Origin of the sequence: Sphingomonas sp. GC_Shp_3 (genome assembly GCF_026540945.1) — a bacterium.
Classification (GTDB): Bacteria; Pseudomonadota; Alphaproteobacteria; order Sphingomonadales; family Sphingomonadaceae; genus Sphingomonas.
Window position 1 is genome coordinate 64,464 of record NZ_JALNUT010000009.1, and the last position, 19,832, is coordinate 84,295.

Annotated in this window: 14 protein-coding genes and 1 pseudogene; 11 read left to right on the plus strand and 4 right to left on the minus strand. The window is 66.9% G+C overall.

The window, feature by feature from the left end; all coding sequences use genetic code 11:
* Positions 1 to 58: 58 nt before the first annotated feature.
* The 11 genes and pseudogenes from OXR00_RS15540 to OXR00_RS15585 all read left to right on the plus strand — a co-directional run bounded on the left by OXR00_RS15540 (position 59) and on the right by OXR00_RS15585 (position 13,598).
* Positions 59 to 2,911 (plus strand): TonB-dependent receptor, encoded by a 2,853-nt coding sequence (locus OXR00_RS15540; protein WP_267389187.1) that lies wholly within the window; start codon positions 59 to 61, stop codon positions 2,909 to 2,911.
* Positions 2,912 to 3,027: 116 nt separating this feature from the next.
* Entirely contained in the window at positions 3,028 to 4,269 is a 1,242-nt protein-coding gene (gene fucP, locus OXR00_RS15545) for an L-fucose:H+ symporter permease (RefSeq protein ID WP_267389188.1), read from the plus strand.
* Positions 4,266 to 5,087, plus strand: a complete 822-nt coding sequence (locus OXR00_RS15550) for an amidohydrolase family protein (protein ID WP_267389189.1) — start codon at positions 4,266 to 4,268, stop codon at positions 5,085 to 5,087. The genes fucP and OXR00_RS15550 overlap by 4 nt, the downstream gene beginning before the upstream one ends.
* A 26-nt stretch (positions 5,088 to 5,113) precedes the next feature.
* Positions 5,114 to 6,031, plus strand: a pseudogene (locus tag OXR00_RS15555) (aldo/keto reductase); the annotation flags it as partial.
* A gap of 33 nt (positions 6,032 to 6,064) precedes the next feature.
* A complete protein-coding gene (locus OXR00_RS19820; RefSeq protein ID WP_346732007.1) occupies positions 6,065 to 6,373 on the plus strand; it encodes a UxaA family hydrolase in 309 nt (102 codons plus the stop codon).
* Complete coding sequence (locus tag OXR00_RS15560) at positions 6,370 to 7,578, plus strand: UxaA family hydrolase (protein WP_267389191.1); 1,209 nt, start codon at positions 6,370 to 6,372, stop codon at positions 7,576 to 7,578. The genes OXR00_RS19820 and OXR00_RS15560 overlap by 4 nt, the downstream gene beginning before the upstream one ends.
* Positions 7,575 to 8,306, plus strand: coding sequence for an SDR family oxidoreductase (locus OXR00_RS15565; protein ID WP_267389192.1), 732 nt, complete (start codon positions 7,575 to 7,577; stop codon positions 8,304 to 8,306). Before OXR00_RS15560 ends, OXR00_RS15565 begins: the two co-directional genes overlap by 4 nt.
* A gap of 16 nt (positions 8,307 to 8,322) precedes the next feature.
* Complete coding sequence (locus OXR00_RS15570) at positions 8,323 to 8,655, plus strand: L-rhamnose mutarotase (protein WP_267389193.1); 333 nt, start codon at positions 8,323 to 8,325, stop codon at positions 8,653 to 8,655.
* Between the two features lie 60 nt (positions 8,656 to 8,715).
* Positions 8,716 to 10,170, plus strand: a complete 1,455-nt coding sequence (locus tag OXR00_RS15575; RefSeq protein ID WP_242152786.1) for a GH1 family beta-glucosidase — start codon at positions 8,716 to 8,718, stop codon at positions 10,168 to 10,170.
* Between the two features lie 133 nt (positions 10,171 to 10,303).
* Positions 10,304 to 11,260 (plus strand): transglutaminase-like domain-containing protein, encoded by a 957-nt coding sequence (locus tag OXR00_RS15580; RefSeq protein ID WP_267389194.1) that lies wholly within the window; start codon positions 10,304 to 10,306, stop codon positions 11,258 to 11,260.
* A gap of 97 nt (positions 11,261 to 11,357) precedes the next feature.
* Positions 11,358 to 13,598 (plus strand): glycoside hydrolase family 3 C-terminal domain-containing protein, encoded by a 2,241-nt coding sequence (locus OXR00_RS15585; RefSeq protein WP_267389195.1) that lies wholly within the window; start codon positions 11,358 to 11,360, stop codon positions 13,596 to 13,598.
* A 21-nt stretch (positions 13,599 to 13,619) separates the two neighbouring features.
* Here OXR00_RS15585 and OXR00_RS15590 read toward each other — a convergent pair whose 3' ends face one another.
* The 4 genes from OXR00_RS15590 to OXR00_RS15605 all read right to left on the minus strand — a co-directional run bounded on the left by OXR00_RS15590 (position 13,620) and on the right by OXR00_RS15605 (position 19,778).
* A complete protein-coding gene (locus OXR00_RS15590) occupies positions 13,620 to 14,660 on the minus strand; it encodes a LacI family DNA-binding transcriptional regulator (protein WP_267389196.1) in 1,041 nt (346 codons plus the stop codon).
* Complete coding sequence (locus tag OXR00_RS15595; protein WP_267389197.1) at positions 14,657 to 15,859, minus strand: MFS transporter; 1,203 nt, start codon at positions 15,857 to 15,859, stop codon at positions 14,657 to 14,659. Before OXR00_RS15595 ends, OXR00_RS15590 begins: the two co-directional genes overlap by 4 nt.
* A gap of 101 nt (positions 15,860 to 15,960) precedes the next feature.
* Positions 15,961 to 18,225, minus strand: a complete 2,265-nt coding sequence (locus OXR00_RS15600) for a glycoside hydrolase family 3 protein (protein ID WP_267389198.1) — start codon at positions 18,223 to 18,225, stop codon at positions 15,961 to 15,963.
* Positions 18,226 to 18,233: 8 nt separating this feature from the next.
* Positions 18,234 to 19,778, minus strand: a complete 1,545-nt coding sequence (locus OXR00_RS15605; RefSeq protein ID WP_267389199.1) for a tryptophan halogenase family protein — start codon at positions 19,776 to 19,778, stop codon at positions 18,234 to 18,236.
* Positions 19,779 to 19,832: the final 54 nt, after the last annotated feature.

Below are 19,832 nucleotides of genomic sequence, written 5' to 3' on the forward strand. Positions count from 1 at the left end.
GTAAGGAGCGGCTTCAGAGCCCTGCCCGGGGGCCATGCATGCAGGAGAGGGACGAATTATGGCACTTCAGATCACCACGCAGAGCACTCGCAAGGCCACGATGCTGCTCGGCGCGTCCGCCGCTGCGCTGGTGCTCGGGGTCGCATCGCCCGCCTTCGCGCAGACCGCGACGCCGCCGACCGATCCGGCCGTGCAGCAGGCCACGACGCAGAGCGGCACTACCCAGCCGAGCGGCGACCAGAACGTCGCGACCGACCCCGCATCCGCCGCGCCGGCTTCCGCCACCGCGGATATCGTCGTTACCGGCGTCCGCGCCAGCTTGCAGAGCGCGCAGAACATCAAGCGCAATTCCGACCAGATCGTCGACTCGATCGTGGCGGAGGACATTGGCAAGCTCCCTGACCGCAACGTCGCCGAAGCGTTGCAGCGCATCTCGGGCATCCAGGTCCAGCGCCAGTACGGTGAGGGCAGCTCGGTCGCGATCCGCGGCCTGACCCAGGTCCGCACCGAACTGAACGGCCGCGACATCTTCACCGCGAGCGGCGGCGAGGGCACCAGCCCGGCGGGAACGCTGAGCCTGGAGGACGTGCCGTCCGAACTGCTCGCCGGCATCGACGTTTACAAGAACCCGTCGTCCGACCTGATCGAGGATCAGCTCAGCGGCACAATCAACTTCCGCACGCGCAAGCCATTCGATTTCGACGGGTTCAAGGTGTCGGGCGCGGTCAGCAACACCTATTCGGATCTGGTCCGCAAGAGCGAGCCGTCCGCGTCCCTGCTCGTCAGCGATCGCTGGCACACCGGTATCGGCGAGATCGGCGTGCTGGTCAGCGCGTCGTACCAGCGCACCGCGTTCCGTCAGGACACGATCACGACCGAGCCGTTCAATACGCTCGACACCAGCCTGAAGGCGGATGGCACCCCGAACTCGTTGCCCGACTATACCGCCGCGCAGACGCTCGGCCGGCTCGGTCAGACAACCACGCTGGCGCACGGCACCGGCATCGGCGAGGTCTACGGCGATCGCCGCCGCTTCGGCATCGACGCGTCGCTTCAGTGGCGTCCAACCGACACGCTGGAATTCACCGGCGAGGTGTTCCGCAACGATTATAACTTCCGCTTCGACGATTACAGCTACTTCGCCGAACCGGCGGGCGCGCAGATGGTGCCGACGCCGGGTCAACCGTTCACCTTCGCGCCCAATGGCGACGTGCAGAGCGGCACCTACCAGAATATCGCCGCCGCCGCGAACACCAGCCTCGAAACGCGCCACTCGCGTACCACCGACTATTCGCTGCACGGCAAGTGGGAAGCGTCGTCGCACCTGACGATCACCGCCGACGGCCAGTTTGTCGATGCCAACACGCAGGACGTGCGCTCGATCGTCGGCCTGAACGGCGTCGGCGACGGCACGCTGATGCAGAAGGTGACCGGCACGACGCCGAGCTTCACGCTGACGACGCCCGAGGGTGCCACCAACGCATCGACGTATAATGCGGCGTTCTATCTCGACGACCTCAACCATTCCGAGGCGAAGGACAAGACCGGGCGGCTCGACGGCGAATACAAGTTCGACGGCGGCATCTTGCGGTCGATCAAGGCCGGCTTCCGCTTCGCCGATCGTTCCAACGTGTTCAGCGACACCGGCTACCGCTACACCCAGCTGTCCGGTGTGCCGAGCGAGCTTGAGGTGGTCGGCCTGCGCGACTTCTTCCGTGGTGACGCATCGGTGCCGAACGAGGGGCTGTTCTTCTCGCGCAACACCACGCTGAACTACGACGCGACGCGCGCCGCGCTCGGCATCTCGACCGCCGCGCCGTACCAGGCGAGCGGCACCAGCACGCAGTCGCAGAAGACGTATGCCGGCTACGTGGCGGCGTTCTTCAAGGCGGATCAATTGCCGGTGCCGATCGACGGCAACATCGGCGTGCGCTTCGTGCACACCGATCAGGACGTCGCCGGCTACCTTCAGCAGACCGGGCTCATCACCGGGCCGGACGGCAAGCAGAACACCGGCGACACCATCGCCAATCTCGTCAGCGTCGCGCAAAGCTACAACACGTGGTTGCCGAGCCTGAACCTGCGCGCGCACCTCACCGACAAGCTGCAACTGCGCTTCGCCGCGTCGAAGAACATCTCGCGCCCGTCGCTGTCGCAGCTCAACCCGGCGCTGACCATTTCGGAGCCCGGCACCGCGCAGATCTTCCAGGAGCATGACACGTCGGGCGGCAATCCCAATCTGAGGCCGATGGAGTCGAAGAACCTCGATCTCTCCGCCGAATGGTATTTCTCGCACACCGGCTCGCTGACCGCGGCCGCGTTCTACAAGCAGATTTCGAACTACATCCAGACCGGCATCACCACGCGCGACGTCACCTTCAACGATGGCGTGACGGCGACGTACAACGTCACGTCGTACAACAACGTCGCCGATGCGAAGGTGAAAGGGTTCGAGCTGGCCTATCAGCAGTTCTTCGACTTCCTGCCGGGCGCGCTGAAGGGCTTGGGCGTGCAGAGCAACTTCACCTATGTCGACTCCGACGCGCCGAGCCCGGCGACGGCGGGGCCGGTGCGTAACGTGTCGCTCGAAGGCTTGTCGAAGTACAATTACAACATCGTCGGCATCTACGAGCGTGGCCTGATCTCGACCCGCGTCGCCTACAACTGGCGCAGCGAGTTCCTGGTGACGACCTCGGGCAACGGTTCGGGCAACCTGCCGGTGTTCCAGAAACCGTTCGGCCAGCTCGACGCCTCCGTCACCGTCAACGTCAATCCGCACTTCTCGTTGACCGCGAACGGCGTGAACCTGCTGAACACGATGACCTCGACCTACTATGGCATCGAGACGCGCCCGCGTGATGCGATCATCACCGATCGCAAGGTCACCATCGTCGCGCGCGTTACCTTCTGAGGCGACTTGATCCTCGACACGCTTCCTCCCCTTCGGCCAGAGTCCTCCGGGCTCTGGCCGATTTTTTTAAGGAACACGGCTGTGATGCCGGCCGCCCGCAAACGGAGGATGTGACAATGGTCCAGGGCACGCCGAACGGAGACGCGCCGGCCATCGCCGGCCGCGCGGGCATGGTCCTAATCGTCGGGCTATTCTTCCTGTGGGGGCTGGCCAACAACCTCAACGACGTGCTGATCGCGCACTTCCGGCAGGTCTTCCGACTTTCCGATCTGCAATCCGGACTGGTGCAGTCCGCGTTCTACCTCGGCTATTTCTGCTTTGCGTTGCCGGCAGCCTATGCGGCGGAACGGTTCGGCTACAAGGCAACAGTCGTAGCCGGGCTGTTGCTGTTCGCTGGCGGCGCTTTGCTGTTCTGGCCAGCCTCGTTGCAGCCGAGTTATCCGTTCTTCCTCGTCGCCTTGTTCGTCATCGCGAGCGGCCTTGCGTTCCTCGAAACGGCGGCGAACCCGCTGGTGATGGTGTTGGGACCGGCCCAAAGTGCCGACCGTCGCCTCAACCTCGCGCAGGCGTTCAACCCGCTCGGCTCCGTCACCGGCGTGGCGCTGGGTGCCGCTTTGTTGTTGTCGGATACGCCCGCCACCGCCGTACCTGACGCTGCCGATGTACGCCTGCCGTACCTCGCCATCGCCATCGTGGTACTGGCATGGGCTGCGCTGCTGATCGCGACCCCGCTCCCGCCAGCGGCGACGCGGCGTGAACGGGTGGAAGGGGATGGCGGCATCCTGTCCGGCGTCGGTGCGCTGCTGCGGCGGCCGCGCTATATCGCCGGCGTTGGTGCGCAGTTCTTCTACGTCGGCGCGCAGGTCGGCATCTGGAGCTACCTGATCCGCTACGTCGCGGCGGAGTTGCCGCAATTCGGTACGCAGCACGCGGCGTGGCTGCTCACCGCTTCCTTGCTATTGTTCATGGCCGGGCGGTTCGTCGGCGCCGCGTTGCTGGCTCGGGTTGACGGCGCGCGGCTGATGAGCGTGTTCGGCGCAATCAACGTCGCCCTCGCGCTGGTCGCTGCGCTTGTCGGCGGCGGAGTCGGTGTGGCGGCATTGGTGGCGAGCAGCTTCTTCATGTCGATCATGTATCCGACCATTTTCGTGCTGTCGTTACGGGGCCTCGGTCCGCTGACCAAGCCTGGCGCGTCGATGATCGTGATGGCAATCATCGGCGGCGCAGTGCTGACGGCAATAATGGGCTTCATCTCCGACGCGACCGGCGCGATCACGCTGGCGATGCTGGTGCCGGCGGCGTGTTTCGTGGTGGTGGCGCTGTTCGCGCGGTCGCATCGCGGTGAGGTGGCGCGGTGATTGACGCGCATGTCCACCTTTGGCGACCGGGCCTGAACGACTGCACGTGGCCGGGGCCGGACCTGCCGACGCTGCATCGCGACGTGCTGCCGGACGAACTGTGGGGCGAGATCGCCGGAACCGGCGTCACGCACGTCGTTCTCGTGCAAAGCCAGGAGAGCGAGGCGGATACACGCTGGTTGCTCGATCTTGCGCACGCGGACGAGCGCATCGCCGGCGTGATCGGCTGGGTCGACCTTACCGCTCCCGATGCGCCGGCGCGGATTGACCGGCTAATGAGCGAGGGCAAACTGCTCGGCCTTCGACCGATGGTGCAGGATCATGCCGACACCTGGTATGACGATCCCGCACTCGACGTCGCGCTCGCCCATATGGCGCACGCGGGTCTGGTGCTGGAGGCGCTAGTGCGGCCGCGCCATCTCGCCGCGCTGGAACGCTGTGCGCTGCGACACCCGGCTTTGCGCATCGTGATCGATCATGCCGCCAAGCCGGTGATCGGCGAAGCGAACGGTGCCTGGGTGGATGCTATGACGGCGCTTGCCGCGGTGCCGCAGGTGGCGTGCAAGCTGTCCGGTCTCGTCACCGAAGCTGGCGAAGACGATGCGGCGGCAACGCTGCCGTATATCCAAATGCTCCGCGCATTGTTCGGCCCGGCCCGGCTGATCTGGGGGAGTGACTGGCCGGTGGTGACGCTGCGGCAAAGCTACCGCGCGTGGCGCGACCTGGCGGAGAACGCGATCCCGGCGGCGGAGCGCACGGCTGTGTTCGGCGGCAACGCCAGTCGCATCTATGGTCTGACGCAAGGAGCACATTCATGACCACGCCCACTCTCCCCCGCTTCGGCATGGGCACCGCCGCGATCGGCAACCTGTACCGCGCGGTCAGTGACGAGGAGGCGATGGCCACGGTGGCTGCGGCGCTGGCGGCGGGTATCGGCTATTTCGACACCGCCCCGCGCTACGGTTTCGGCCTCGCCGAGCGGCGGCTTGGCGCTGCGTTGGCCACCTGTGATCCGACCGAGGCGGTGATCGTCTCGACTAAAGTCGGGCGTTTACTGGTGCCGACGACGCAGACGGGGACGCGGCAAGGCTTTGTCGATGCCGATCCGTTCGACGAGGTTTACGATTATTCGGCGGAGGGCGTGCTCCGCTCGTTCGAGGCGAGCGTGGCGCGCCTGCAGGGGCGCCGCATCGACATTGTCCTGGCGCACGATCTCGGCGTCGAGACGCATGGGGACGAGCATGCGCGGCACCGTGACGCCTTCCTTAACGGCGGCTATCAGGTGTTGTGCGATCTACGCGACGCGGGTGCGATCGGCGCGATCGGTATCGGCGTGAACGAGATCGCGGTGTGCGAGGAACTGCTCGATGCGGTGCCGCTCGACGTAATCCTGCTGGCCGGGCGCTACACCTTGCTGGATCGGCGCGCGACCGCGTTGCTGGACCGCTGCGCAGCGCTCGGCGTGCGCGTGATCGCGGGCGGGCCGTATAACAGCGGCATCCTCGCGCACGATATGATCGCCGCCGACGCAGGCGACCTGCATTACGACTACGCGCCGCCCGCCGCCGAGATCGTCGCGCGGGCACGGGCGCTGGCGACAGTGGCGGCGGATGCCGGCGTTTCGCTGCCGGCGGCGGCGTTGCAGCATCCGCTGCGCCATTCCGCCGTCGCCTGCGTGGTGGCGGGGCTGGTCGGCGTCGAGCAGGTCGACGCGATGGTGGCGCGGATCGGCGCGGACGTGCCGGCAGCCGTCTGGGCCGCGCTCGACAGGGCAGCGGCCGACACGCCCGCACAGATTGCGCCGGCGGACCAGCTTATCCTGCTCCACCCGGACGACAACGTGCTGATCTGCGTCGCGCCGATCGCGGCGGGCGACATCCTGCCGACCTCCGGCGGGACGATCCCCGCGCGCGAGGGCATCACCGTCGGCCACAAGGTCGCGCGCGGATCGCTCGCGGCGGGCGACAAGGTCATCAAATACGGTGCGCCGATCGGATCGATGACGGCGGCGGCCAATCCGGGGGAATGGGTCCACATGCATAACATGAAGAGCGACTATATCGCGGCGCACAGTCGCACGACCGTGACGGCAACGGGGTCATGATGCTCGGCTATGCGCGCGCGGACGGACGCAAGGGCATCCGCAACACCGTCGCGGTGGTGTACCTGGTCGAATGCGCGCACCATGTCGCGCGGCGCATCGTCGACAAGGCGGACGATGCCGATGTCCACCTGATCGGCTTCCCCGGCTGCTACCCCAACGCCTACGCCGCCAAGATCATGGAGGCGGTGACGACGCACCCCAATGTCGGCGGCGTGGTGCTGGTGTCGCTCGGCTGCGAGAGCTTCGACCGCGAGCGCCTGCAGGCGCACATCGCGGCGAGCGGTCGCCCGGTCGAACTGTACGTGATCCAGCAGACCGGCGGCACCGCCGCGACGATCGCGGCGGGACTTGCCGCGGTGGCGCGCGTGCAGGCGGCGATCGCCGATTGCCCACGCGTGCCGATGCGGATCGACGAACTCGTGATCGGCACGATCTGCGGCGGTTCGGACGGGACCAGCGGCATCACCGCCAACCCCGCCGTCGGCCGCGCGTTCGACCGGCTGGTGGCGGACGGCGCGACCTGTATTTTCGAGGAGACCGGCGAACTGGTCGGCTGCGAAGCCATCATGGAAACGCGCGCGGTCACGCCCGAATTGGGCGAGGCGATCGTCGCCTGTGTGGAGAAGGCCGAGCGCTATTACACCGTGATGGGCTTCGGCAGCTTCGCGCCCGGCAATGCCGAGGGCGGGCTGACCACGCAGGAAGAAAAATCGATGGGGGCCTATTCCAAATCGGGGTCTTCACCGATCAGCGGCCTCATCAAGCCCGGTGACGTGCCGCCGGCGGGCGGGCTCTACCTGCTCGACGTGGTGCCGGACGGCGAGCCGCGCTTCGGCTTCCCCAACATTTCCGACAATGCCGAGATCGTCGAGATGATCGCGTGCGGTTGCCACCTGACGATCTTCACCACCGGGCGCGGATCGGTGGTCGGCTCGGCGATCGCGCCGGTCATCAAGGTGTGTGCCAACCCTGAGACGGCGCGGCGGCTGGCGGCGGACATGGACATCAACGCCGGCCGCATCCTCGAAGGCGAGGCGACGCTGGACACCGTCGGCGAGGAGATCGTCGCGGCGGTGCTGGCGGTGGCCGGGGGCGAGCGCAGCGTTTCCGAAACGCTCGGCCACCGCGAATTCATCCTGACCTACAAGGCCTTCGAGCCGATCGGCCCGGCGTGCCTGCCGACAAGAATGAGGACGACAGCATGACGGGACGGCTCGAAGGCAAGGTAGCGGTCATCACTGCGGCGGCACGCGGCATCGGCCGCGCGACCGCGCAACTCTACGCGGCCGAAGGCGCGCGCGTGATTGCTACCGATCGCGACCTCGACGCGCTAGCCGGACTGGACGGATGCGAGACGCGCGCGCTCGACGTGACCGATGCTGCCGCCGTGGTGGCGCTAGCGGGCGAGATCGGCGGGATCGACGTGCTCGCCAACATCGCAGGCATCGTCCACGCCGGCACGATCCTCGATTGCACCGAGGAAGAATGGGCGCAGGCGGTGTCGATCAACATGACCGCGATGTTCCGCACGGTCCGCGCTTTCCTGCCCGGCATGCTGGCGCGGGGCGGCGGCGCGATCGTCAACGTGTCGTCGATCGCCAGTTCGGTGAAGGGCATCCCCAACCGCTTCGCCTACGGCGCGACCAAGGCCGGCGTGATCGGGCTGACCAAGGCGGTGGCGGCCGATTTCGTCGGCCAGGGCGTGCGCTGCAACGCGATCTGCCCCGGCACGATCGACACGCCGTCGCTGCAACAGCGGCTGCACGACACCGGCGACTATGCCGCCGCGCAGGCCGCGTTCATCGCGCGCCAGCCGATGGGGCGGCTCGGTCGCGCGGAGGAGATCGCGAATCTCGCGCTGTATCTGGCGAGCGACGATGCGGCCTTTACGACCGGCGCGGTTCACGTCATCGATGGCGGATGGGTAAATTGAACGGCTCGCCGCACTGATGCCACGCCAAGTCCTGCTTATCGATCTCGTCGACGAAGCGGCGGCGATCGACCGGTACGAACGCTGGCACGCCGCCGGGGCGGTGCCAGCGGCGGTGTGCGCGGACATTCGTGGATCGGGCATTCTCGCCATGGAGATCTTTCGCAGCGGTAATCGCCTTGTCATGGTGATGGAGACGCGCGAGAATTACGCACCGACGCGTGAGACGATCGAAGCGGTGCAGGAGTGGGAAAGCAGGATGGACAGCGTTCAACGCCCCTTGCCCTGGGCAGACCGCGACGCGAAGTGGACGCATGCCGCCCGGATCTTCTCGCTCGCCGAACAGCCCTGACCTACGATCACGCACGCTACGGTCGGTGATCGCCGCAAACGACCTACAAGGAGAGATGAAATGGCCGATGTAACGCGCCGCGAACTGGGACTGGGTCTGGGCGGCGCCGCGCTTGCGACATCGCTGCTGACGCCGGGCGCCGCAACAGCGCAGCCCGGCCCGCGCCCGGCGGTGGCGGATGGTGCGTTCCCGCGCGATTTCGCATGGGGCTGCGCGACGGCGGCGTATCAGATCGAGGGTGCCGTCAACGAGGATGGGCGCGGGCCGACCAATTGGGACGTGTTCTCGCACACGCCGGGCAAGGTCGCCAACGGCGATACCGGCGACGTGGCGTGCGACAGCTACCACCGCTATCGCGACGATATCGCGCTGCTGAAGGCGCTTGGCGCCCGCGCCTATCGTTTCTCGATCGCATGGTCGCGCATCTTCCCGAGCGGGCGCGGGGCGCCCAACCCCAAGGGGGTCGACTATTACGACCGGCTGGTCGACGGGTTGCTCGCCGCTGGCATCGCGCCGCATGCGACGATGTTTCACTGGGATCTGCCGACCGGGCTCGCCGGCGGCTGGCAGTCGCGCGACACGGCCTATGCCTTTGCCGATTACGCCGGCTATATGGCTGGCAAGCTGTCCGACCGCGTCAAGCACATCATGACGGTCAACGAACTGCGCTGCTTCACCGACCTGTCGTACATGACCGGCCAGAAGGCGCCCGGCCTCAAGCTGCCGCCGCGTGACGTCAACCAGATCCGTCATAATGGCGTGCTGGCGCATGGTCTCGGCGTGCAGGCGATCCGCGCCGCCGCGCGACCCGGCACCCAGATCGGGCTGGCCGACAACACCAGCATGTTCGTACCCGTCATCGAAACGCCCGAGCATATCGCCGCCACCAAGGCCGCGGTGCGCGAGGAGAATGCGATGTTCCTCACCGCGATCATGGAGGGCAAGTATCTCGACACATATCTGACCGCACAGGGCAAGGATGCGCCGCGCGTGCAGGCGGGGGATATGAAGATCATCAGCAGCCCGCTCGATTTCGTGTCGCTTAACCTCTACACGCCCAACTACGTTCGCGCCGCGCCCGATCAGCCGCGCGGTTATGCGATCCTGCCGCATCTGGAGCATTCCCCGCGCATGGTGTCGCCGTGGCTCTATGTCGCGCCGGAGGTGCTGTACTGGGGTATCCGCACGGTGTCTGACCTGTGGAAGCCGAAGCGCATCTTCATTTCGGAGAACGGCTGTTCGGCCGACGACGTGGTATCGCCGGACGGCAAGGTCTACGATGCCGACCGCATCATGTACCTGCGCAATTGCATCACCCACATGCAGCGCGCGGTGCGCGAGGGTTATCCGATCCAGGGCTATTTCCTGTGGAGCCTGATGGACAATTTCGAGTGGGAGGACGGCTACAACACGCGCTTCGGCATCCACCACGTCGACTTCAAGACGGAGAAGCGCACGCCCAAGCTCAGCGCGGACTGGTACAAGGAACTGATCCGCACCGGTAAATTGGTGTAACTGACGGTTGGTAGTTCGGTGCCCTCGCGGTCTGCTGTTGCGGGGGCAGGGCGTAGCCGAGGGCTGCGGTCGGTTCCGGCTGGCACGGTCCGATTGGCATGGCACCGTATTTCGAGGCCGGACGCGTTCGGTGTTGGCACCGCTGGCGGAGCGGTGCGTTACCCTCGTATTCTGGTGGCATGGCGGTGCCGCGCCACCGGCGATCCGGATGTGGCGCCGCAATCACATGACGCGCCGGACACGATTTCACGAGGAGGGTACGGCGCTGGTCGAGACACCGAACACCGATGTGATCCTGCAGATCGGGCTGCTCGAGGACGAGGCGATCTCGCTTGACTCGGCGGCGCTTCAGATCGCCGCGCTCGACCATGCCGGGCTGGACCTGTCCGCTTACGTCGACCTTCTCGGCGAGATTACGGAGCGGCTGGTCGTGCTCGGCGGCGATGCGGAGAATGCGGTGGCCCGCGCCAAGATCCTGGCTCGGGTAATCGGCACCGAATTCGGCTTCGTCGGCGATCGGCAGAGTTACGACGACCCCGACAATGCCGATCTCATTCGCGTGATCGACCGGCGGCGCGGTTTGCCGGTCAGCCTTACCATCCTCTACGTGGCGGCGGCGCGTCGGCTTGGCTGGGCGGCGGATGCGCTGAATACGCCCGGACATGTGGTCGCCCGCATCGGCTCGGAAACGGAGCCGGTGCTGATCGATCCGTTCGACGGCGGTGCGATGCTGGATGCGGAGCAATTCGCCGCGTTGCTGCGCGCGGTGCTGGGTCGGGACGCCACGCCGCGCCCGGAACATCTGACGGCGATGTCGAACCGGTCCGTGCTGGTGCGCCTGCTGATGAATCAGGCCAGCCGGGCCGAGCGGGGCGGCAACCTGGATCGCGCGCTGACGCTGTACCAGCGCATGACGGTCATCGCGCCATCCAACGCGCATGCGTGGTGGGAACATGCCCGGTTGCAACTGAACACCGGCGATGTCGAGGCCGCGCGTTCCAGCCTGAGCGCGATGCTGGAGGTCACGCGGGAGCCCGAACTGAGAATGCACGCCTGCGCCGCCCTGGATGCTTTGTCGCGCCGCCGCTGACCAGCAGCGCCGCAATGCTACTACGACCTAAGTCGTATGCGCCAGCGTTACCATTTTCGTTAAGCGATGAACGCGCATGAGCGTGCGGAGAGCCGGAATGAAGTCAGTTGCCCTTGCGACGTTGCTCGCAGCCCTCCTCGCATCGGGCGCGGCATCCGCCCAGCCGCAACAGTCGACGGGCACCACCGCACCACGGCCGTGGATGAACGCGAAGCTTTCGCCGGAGGTGCGCACCAAGCTGCTTCTCGCCGCGATGACGCAGGAGGAGAAGCTAAGCATCCTGTCCGGCTGGTTCGGCTCCGATCTTCCCGGCTACAAGGTCGATCCGCTCGCGCGCTATGCGTCGGCGGGGTTCGTGCCCGGTGTGCCGCGCCTCGGCATTCCGCCGCAGTGGCAGACCGACGCGGGCGCGGGCGTTGCCACCCAGAACGCGTTTCGGGACAAGCCGCTCGAACGCACCACGTTGCCATCGGGGCTGGCGATCGCCTCGACCTGGAATCCCGCTTTGGCGGAGCAGGGCGGCGCGATGATCGGGGCGGAGGCGCGGGCATCGGGCCTCAACGTGATGCTGGCGGGTGGCGTCGATCTCGTCCGCGAACCACGCAACGGCCGCAACTTCGAATATGCCGGGGAGGATCCGCTGCTTGCCGGCACCATCGCCGGCGCAGGTGCGCGGGGCGTCGAAAGCGCGCACATCATCGGTCAGGTCAAGCATTACGCCATGAACGATCAGGAAACCGGGCGTAACATCGTCAATGCGGTGATCGACCGCAGTGCGGCACGAATGAGCGATCTGCTCGGCTTCGAGATCGCGCTGGAGAAGAGCCACGCGGGCTCGGTCATGTGCGCCTACAACAAGGTCGACGGCGACTTCAGTTGCGAAAACGACTGGCTGCTCAACACGGTGTTGAAGCGCGACTGGCACTTTCCGGGGTATGTCATGTCGGACTGGGGCGCGACCCATTCGACGGTGAAGGCGGCCAACGCCGGTGAGGATCAGGAAACCGGGTATAAGCGCGCAGAGGACTTCTACTTCGGTCCGAAACTCGCCGCTGCGATTGCCGCCGGCGACGTGCCGCAGGCCCGGCTCGACGACATGGCGGGGCGGGTGCTGCGCACGATGTTCGCCAAGGGTGTGATCGATTTCCCCGTAGGGCTCGCCCCGATCGACTTCGCCGCGCATGCCGAGGTTGCACGCAAGGTGGCGGGAGAGGGTATCGTCCTGCTCAAGAACCGGGGTGACGTGCTGCCGCTGTCCGCACATGCCAGGCGCATCGCCGTGATCGGCGGCCATGCCGATGCCGGCGTGCTGTCCGGTGGCGGTTCGGCGCAGGTCTATCCGCGTGGCGGCAATGCCGTACCGGGTGTCGAGCCGACCAGTTGGCCGGGGCCGGTCGTGTACCTACCCTCTTCACCGCTGAAGGCGCTGCGCCGCAACCTGCCGGGCGCAACGGTCGGCTTCGACGGTGGGCAGGACCCGGCGGCAGCCGCCAGCCTTGCTGCGGCGAGCGATGTCGCGATCGTCTTCGTAACGCAGTGGGCGGCTGAGTCGCGCGACGTCTCGATCTCCCTGCCGGACGGGCAGGATGCGCTGATTGAGGCGGTCGCGCGCGCCAATCCGAACACGATCGTCGTCCTTGAAACGGGTGGGCCGGTGTTGATGCCGTGGCTCGACCGGGTCGCTGCCGCGGTCGAGGCGTGGTATCCCGGCACCGATGGTGGCGATGTGATCGCCGATGTGCTGAGCGGCCGCATCAACCCGTCGGGCCGCATGCCGGTCAGTATCCCGCGCAGCGTCGATCAGCTTCCCCGACCGAAGCTCGATGGCGAGGGAGTGCAAGAGCATACCCCGTTCGACGTGGTCTATTCCGAGGGCGCGGCGGTCGGCTACCGATGGTATGCCGCGCACAAGCTGGAGCCGACGCTGCCGTTCGGACACGGGCTTAGCTATACTAGTTTCGCCTATTCCAACCTTCGGGCGGTTCTCGCCGGGCAGGCATTGCAGGTCAGCTTCACGGTTCGCAACACCGGCAAGCGCGCCGGCGCCGATGTGCCGCAGGTGTATGTCGGCCCGGCGGACGGCCACTGGGAAGCGCCGCGCCGGCTGGGCGCGTTTGACAAGATCACCCTTGCCCCCGGCGTCGCGCGCACCGTGACCGTCACCGTCGACCCCCGGCTGCTTTCCATGTTCGATGAAAGCAAAGGGGCGTGGTCGCAGCGCGCTGGTGCGTACACGGTGTGGCTGGGCCGGTCGGCGCGTGACCTGCCGATGTCGACTTCGCTCCGTCTGCCGGAGCGCACGCTGCCGGCCGGCGCCGACTTCACCTCGGCGCGCTGAACGTCCTGCGCGCCGCCACTGTCACGGCACGCTTGGTTTCGAGACCGCACTGGCATCGGTACTGCCACGGATCATCAGCCGGTAATCGAGCGCGCGGCGATAGGCCGGTTCGGTCATGGCGTCGCGATAGGCCGGAGCGGTGAGGATATCGACGGCTTCGGCGGCCATCGCCGCCTTGGGCTGATGGACAGTGGTGAGTTGCGGCCAAGTCACGCGCGAGGTCGGCGCATCGTCGAACCCCGCGATCGCCAGCGTCTGCGGCACCGCCAGCCCGCGCCGCATCGCCGCCATCAGCGCACCCAGTGCCATGTCGTCGTTGCTCGCGAAGATCGCGGTGGGCGGTTCGGCGAGCGCGAGCAACGCCTCGGCTTCGGCAAACCCGCTGCGGGAGGAGAAGTCGCCCTCGCGGATGAGATCGGGCGAGGCGGTCAGGTTCGCACGGGTCATTTCCGACATGAAGCCTTGCAGGCGGGCAGAGGTCGCGCCGTGCGCCGGGTCGCCCTTGATAAACCCGATGCGGCAATGGCCCAGACCGATGAGATGCCGCGTCATCTCCGCCGCCGCCGAACAATCGTCCATGCGGATGAAGCCCGACAGATCCTCAGCGGCACTTGGCGCGATCCGCACGAACGGGATCGCCGCCTGTTCGAGCAGCGCCGCCAACGTTGCGTCGTCACACAGCGGCGGGGTGAGGATTACGCCGTCGAGCTTCATCACGCCAAGCGATCGGCTCAGCTCGGCTTCCCAACCGGGCGTATTCCGTTCGACCCGCTCGACGATCAGATGGTAGTTCTTCTCACGACAGCGCATCAACGCGCCAAGCTGCACGTCGGCGGCGTAGCCGGATGCCGGATCGTCGATCAGCAGCCCGAGCAGATACGAGCGCGAACTGGACAGGCTGCGCGCAAACGCATTCGGCTTGTAATCCAGCTCGCGGACGACCTGAAGCACGCGTTCGCGCTTGTCCGCGCGAACGTGGCGTTCGCCGTTGATGACGCGGGATACGGTCTTTGGCGAAACGCCTGCGCGAGCGGCTACATCCTTGATGCTGGTGACACTCACGCGCGTTCCGAATTCCGTCCAGAGCAAGATACGGCGAAGGCCGCGACCACGAGGTAGCACAGCACCGGCACGAAGAGCGAGGGGCCCAGTCCGGCGCGATCCGCGATCTCGCCACACAGCATCGGGATCACCGCGCCGCCGACCACCGCCATGCACAGCAGCGTCGCGGCCGAGGTTGCACGTTCCGCCTGCGCCGGAAGCGCGAGAACGTACACCGTCGGGTACATGATCGCGTTGCACAGCCCCACCGCGATCAGTGCCACGGATCCGGACAGCCCGCCGCCACCGGCGGCGATCGCCGTCAAGCCGGCGGCGCAAAGGGCCACGATCAGCAGCGGCGTTGATGGGGTGACCCGCCGCATGAGGATGCTTCCGGCGAAGCGCCCGACCATGGCGCCCGCCCAATACAGGCTTACCATCCGCGCGGCGATGGCGGCGCGCGCGTGCAAAGTGCCGGGTTGCATCAGGTAATTGGCAAGCAACGCGCCGATGCTGACCTCCGCGCCGACATAGGCGAAGATCGCCGCCATGCCCCAGACGAGCTTACGGTCCCGGATCGCGGAAAGCAGATCGAAGCGCCCAACTGCAACCTCGGCTGCTGGTGCGGTGTCGAGCAGGCGACGATTGCGGGCATAGGAGATCGTCAGCACCACGAGGATGAGAAGCGCGAACAGGAACGGCGGCCCACCTTCCGCGCCGACCCCTTCGGTCAGGAAGGCGGCACCGAACAGCGGCGCCGCGATCGTGCCGGCGGAGTTGCAGCCTTGCAGCAGGTTCAGTCGGAACGCGGCACCGTCCGCCGCGCCCACCATCGCGACGACAGTGTTGCTGGCGATCTGCAGGAAGGTGATGCCGCACGACAGCAGCAGTAACGCGAGCAGGAGCAGCGGGAACAACCGCATCGCGTTGGCGATCAGCAGCAGCACCGTCGACGCCGACATGATGGCGAGCCCGATCATCGCGGACCGCATGTATCCGTGCCGCGTTATGATCCGCCCGATCGGCACGGCGAAGAGCAGGTAGCTGAGGTAGAACGCCATCTGCACGAGAAGCGCGTGTGAATAATTCGATCCGTATAGCGCCGTCAGCCGTGGCACCAGCAGACTGACCAGCGACGTGACGAAGCCGCCGATCGCGAACACGCCGACCGACAGACGGAAAAGGCGCCTTGCAGCGAAGGGAGCAGGTCCGGCCGTCACAACGCCTTCTCGTTACCGCGAACCGCGACAGCCGACCAGCAAGGCGTCGCGGTGGCCCGGCGTAGTCCGGACCGCGATTGCCCGCAGGGCGCTTCGGCCCTTCAGGGCTCGAAGCGTTGGTCGGCCAGCGTCGCCGATCCGGTCAGCACCAGGTCGAGCGCATCGTGGCCGATCGCAGCGCGGTAGCTGCCGGCGGCGAGATGCCAGCCCTTGCTCGCCTCGTCCCATGCCGCCAGCGTCCGCCGCTCTGCATTCAGCGTGACGTGGCGCGTCTCGCCGGGCTGAAGCTCTATCCGCTGGAAACCGCTCAGGCGGGCGACAGTGCCGCCCGTGGGGGGTGTCACATAAAGCTGCGGCACGTCCGCGCCGGAGCGTGGCCCGGCATTGGTGACGTCGAAGCTCACCGTCAGCGCGGCGCCACCCGACACCTTCAGATTGGCGTAGCGGAAATGCGTATACGACAGCCCGAACCCGAACGGGAACAGAGGTCGCTGCGCGCGCTTGGCGTACCAGCGGTAGCCGACGTCGGCGCCTTCCGGATAGTCGGCGGTGAAGCCCTGCGCCTCGCCACCCGCGCTGCCGGCGTTGGAGGCGGCGTCGTCGTTCGCGATGCGGTCGAGACCCAACGGCTGCGGGCGCGGCGCCTGGCGGTCCGAAGCGGGGAAGGTGATCGGCAGGCGGCCCGACGGGTTGACTTTGCCGAACAGGATGTTGGCGATCGCCTCGCCGCCGCGCTGGCCCGGATACCAGGCGGCGAGCACCGCCGGCACCTTGTCCAGCCACGGCATCAGCACCGGGCCGCCGCTCTCGACGATGACGACGGTGTGCGGGTTGGCGGCAGCCACCGCCGCGATCATCGCGTCCTGGTTGTCAGGCAAAGCGAGCGTGGTCACGTCCTCCGCTTCGGTGCGCCACTGGGTCGCGAAGACCAGCACCAGATCCGCCGCCTTCGCCGCGGCGGCTGCGGCCGCGGTGTCGGTCCCATCGACATAGCTGACGTGGGCGCCGGAGTTCAGCGCCTGCACCGCGCGCATCGGCGAACTGTTATGCCAGGTGGTGCGCGCGAACGATGCCGCCGGGCCGCTCTTCAGCGGGATCTCGACCGGTACCCCGCCGGTCGAGCGGACCTGCGAGGAGCCGCCGCCCGACAGAACGCCGACATCGGCATGGCCGCCGATAACCAGAATGCGCTTCGCGGTCGCGGCAAGCGGCAGCATCCCGCCGGCGTTGCGCAACAGCACGATGCCTTCCTCAGCGGCCTTCTGCGCGACCCGCGCATGGGCATCGGTATCGATCGGCTGGTTCGTCGCCGGCACGGGATCGTCGTACAGGCCGGTCTCGATCACGCCGGTCAAAACGTTGCGCACCATATCGTCAAAGCGCGCCTTCGGAACCTCGCCGCTGGCGACAGCCGCCTTCAGGCGTTCGCGAAAGAAATCCTCGCGGTCCAGTTCGGCGCCGGAATCCTGGTCCAGCCCGGCGTTCGCGGCCTTGGCGGTGGAATGGACCGCGCCCCAGTCCGACATGACCCATCCCTTGTAGCCCCATTGCCCGCGCAGGATATCGGTCAGCAGCGTTTTGTTCTGGCAGGCCCAGTCGCCGTTCACGAGGTTGTACGAACACATCACCGAGCCCGGATGGCCGCCCTCAATGCCGAGCTTGAACGCGAGCAGATCGCTTTCGTGCAAAGCGGCCCAGTCGAGCCGCGCATCGACGATCATGCGGCCTGTCTCTTGCGCGTTGAACGCGAAGTGCTTGATCGTCGATACGATGTGATTGCTCTGCACGCCCCGGATATGCGCCCCCCCCATCACGCCGGTCAGCAGCGGGTCCTCGCCAAGATATTCGAAATCGCGCCCACCCCATGGATCCCGCGTCAGGTTCACGCCCCCGGCGAGCAGCACGTTGAAGCGCTTGGCGCGCGCCTCAGCGCCGATCATCGCGCCACCCTGATAGGCGATTTCGGGATCGAAGCTGGCGGCGGTGGCGAGGCTGGCGGGAAGCGCGGTCGCGGTGTCGCCCTTGCGCTGCTCGATCTGATTGGCGACGCCGAGGCTGGCATCGCTCTCCCGCAGGGTCGGGATGCCGAGGCGCGGCACGCCGACCATTTCGCCCGCCGACGGAATGAGGTCGTCGGGCGCGCCGGGCATGCCTTGTGCCTTGGGCGGAAACCAGGTGCGGATGATCTGCATCTTCTCGTCCATGGTCATGGCACGCACCAGCGCATCGGCGCGCGCTTCCGCGCCGAGCTTGCGGTTCAGCCACGACGCCTGCTCGGGCTGCTCGGCGCTGGCCGCTGCGGAAAGAGACACGCACGCCGCGCCGGCGAGCAGCAGGAAACGCTTCGGGGTAAGGATCGCGCGCATAGGACCTCTCAACGGGCTCGGTGATAGTGCAGGACGAGGGAACGGTGGTCGGGCAGGTGCGTGACGGCCTGCTGGGCAGCCTGCCGGATCTTGCCGAAGGTTGCGATGGCATCCTGTGCCTCGCGCGGCATTGCATCAAGTGCGCCGCGCCCCGCTTCGGTCGCGAAGCCAAGCCCGTGCAGGATAAACGCCCAGCTCGGCGGCAAGAACGTCTCTTGGTCGGCCACGAAGTCGAACCGCGAGGGGAGCCGGTGGCGCCATTGCGCAAGCTTGTCACGCAGCCCCTCCGGCCAACTCGCCGGATCGACATTGTCGCGCCAATACGGCGTGTCCGTACGCTGGCTGACGCAGTAATGCAGCTTGAGGAACTCGACGATCGCCGCGAACCGCGCGGTCATCTGCCGGTTGAAGGTGCGTGCCGCGCCGGCGATCGCGTCCGCGTCGAGCGGCCCGGCCAGCATATCCGCGACCATGCGCGCGGCAACCTCGATCAGCATGATCCCGGTCGATTCCAGCGGCTCGAAAAAGCCGGCGGACAGGCCGATCGCGACCGTGTTGCCGACCCACTGGCGTTCGCGGTAGCCGGTGCGGAAGCGCAGCAGACGGGTGGGCAGGTCGACACCATTGTACCGGCGGATCACCGCCTCGGCCGCATCGTCCGACATATGGCGGCTCGAATAGACGCAGCCGGTGCCGCGTCGCCCCGACAGGCCGATGTCCCAGATCCAGCCCGCATCATGCGCGGTCGCCAGCGTATAGGGCGCGATCGGCGCGTCCGGCGCGCTCGGCACCTGCATTGCGATGGCGCGATCGTTGAACAGAACGTCGCCCACGTCACGGAACGGCGCGTCCAGCGTCTCACCGATCAGCAGTGCGCGAAACCCCGAGCAGTCGAGGAAGATCTCACCCGCTACCGGCGCACCGCCCGCTGGTGTCACCGACGCGATATTACCACTCGCGTCACGTTCGACCGAGGCGATCGTCGCCTCGATCCGCGTTACGCCGTTGGCGGTGGCAACCTCGCGCAGCCATGAGGCCAGCTTGGCGGCGTCGAAATGGTAGGCGTAATTCATCGGCCCGCCGAAATCGGGGTCCTGCGGGCGCTTGGGGCCTTTGCCGGCGCGGATCACGCGTTCCTGGGTGGTGACGGCGTCGGCATAGGCGGGGCGGTTCGGGTCGCCTGCGGAATCGAGCCAAAACGGCAACAGCCCCGGCGTGTCGCCGCCGAGCGGCAGATTGAACGGGTGGAAATAGTCGTCGGCGGGACGTCCCGGCGTGGCGCGGCCAGCCCAGCCGGTAAAACGCACGCCCTGTTTGAAGGTCGCGTCGCTGGCGCGGATGAACTCCGCTTCGCTGCGACCTAGCGTCGCGATGGTGGAGCGAAGGGTCGGGAAGCTGCCTTCGCCGACACCGATCGTGGGGATGTCCGCGCTTTCGACCAGTGTGATCGCCCAGCCGTTCGCGTGTGGCGGACGTGGCAACGCACGCGCTAGATAGGCGGCGCTGAGCCACCCGGCAGTCCCGCCGCCGACGATCACAATCCGTCTGGTCATCGTGGCCACTCCGCCCATGATCTTTGTGGATCAACCCTCATGCCTGACATCAAG

Bases quoted from the DNA above. Each gene is read 5' to 3' on its own strand.
- OXR00_RS15575 (WP_242152786.1), top strand. From the start codon at position 8,716: ATGGCCGATGTAACGCGCCGCGAACTGGGACTGGGTCTGGGCGGCGCC.
- OXR00_RS15540 (WP_267389187.1), top strand. From the start codon at position 59: ATGGCACTTCAGATCACCACGCAGAGCACTCGCAAGGCCACGATGCTG.
- OXR00_RS15605 (WP_267389199.1), bottom strand. From the start codon at position 19,778: ATGACCAGACGGATTGTGATCGTCGGCGGCGGGACTGCCGGGTGGCTC.
- OXR00_RS15600 (WP_267389198.1), bottom strand. From the start codon at position 18,225: ATGCGCGCGATCCTTACCCCGAAGCGTTTCCTGCTGCTCGCCGGCGCG.
- OXR00_RS15585 (WP_267389195.1), top strand. From the start codon at position 11,358: ATGAAGTCAGTTGCCCTTGCGACGTTGCTCGCAGCCCTCCTCGCATCG.
- OXR00_RS15565 (WP_267389192.1), top strand. From the start codon at position 7,575: ATGACGGGACGGCTCGAAGGCAAGGTAGCGGTCATCACTGCGGCGGCA.
- OXR00_RS15570 (WP_267389193.1), top strand. From the start codon at position 8,323: ATGCCACGCCAAGTCCTGCTTATCGATCTCGTCGACGAAGCGGCGGCG.
- fucP (WP_267389188.1), top strand. From the start codon at position 3,028: ATGGTCCAGGGCACGCCGAACGGAGACGCGCCGGCCATCGCCGGCCGC.
- OXR00_RS15560 (WP_267389191.1), top strand. From the start codon at position 6,370: ATGATGCTCGGCTATGCGCGCGCGGACGGACGCAAGGGCATCCGCAAC.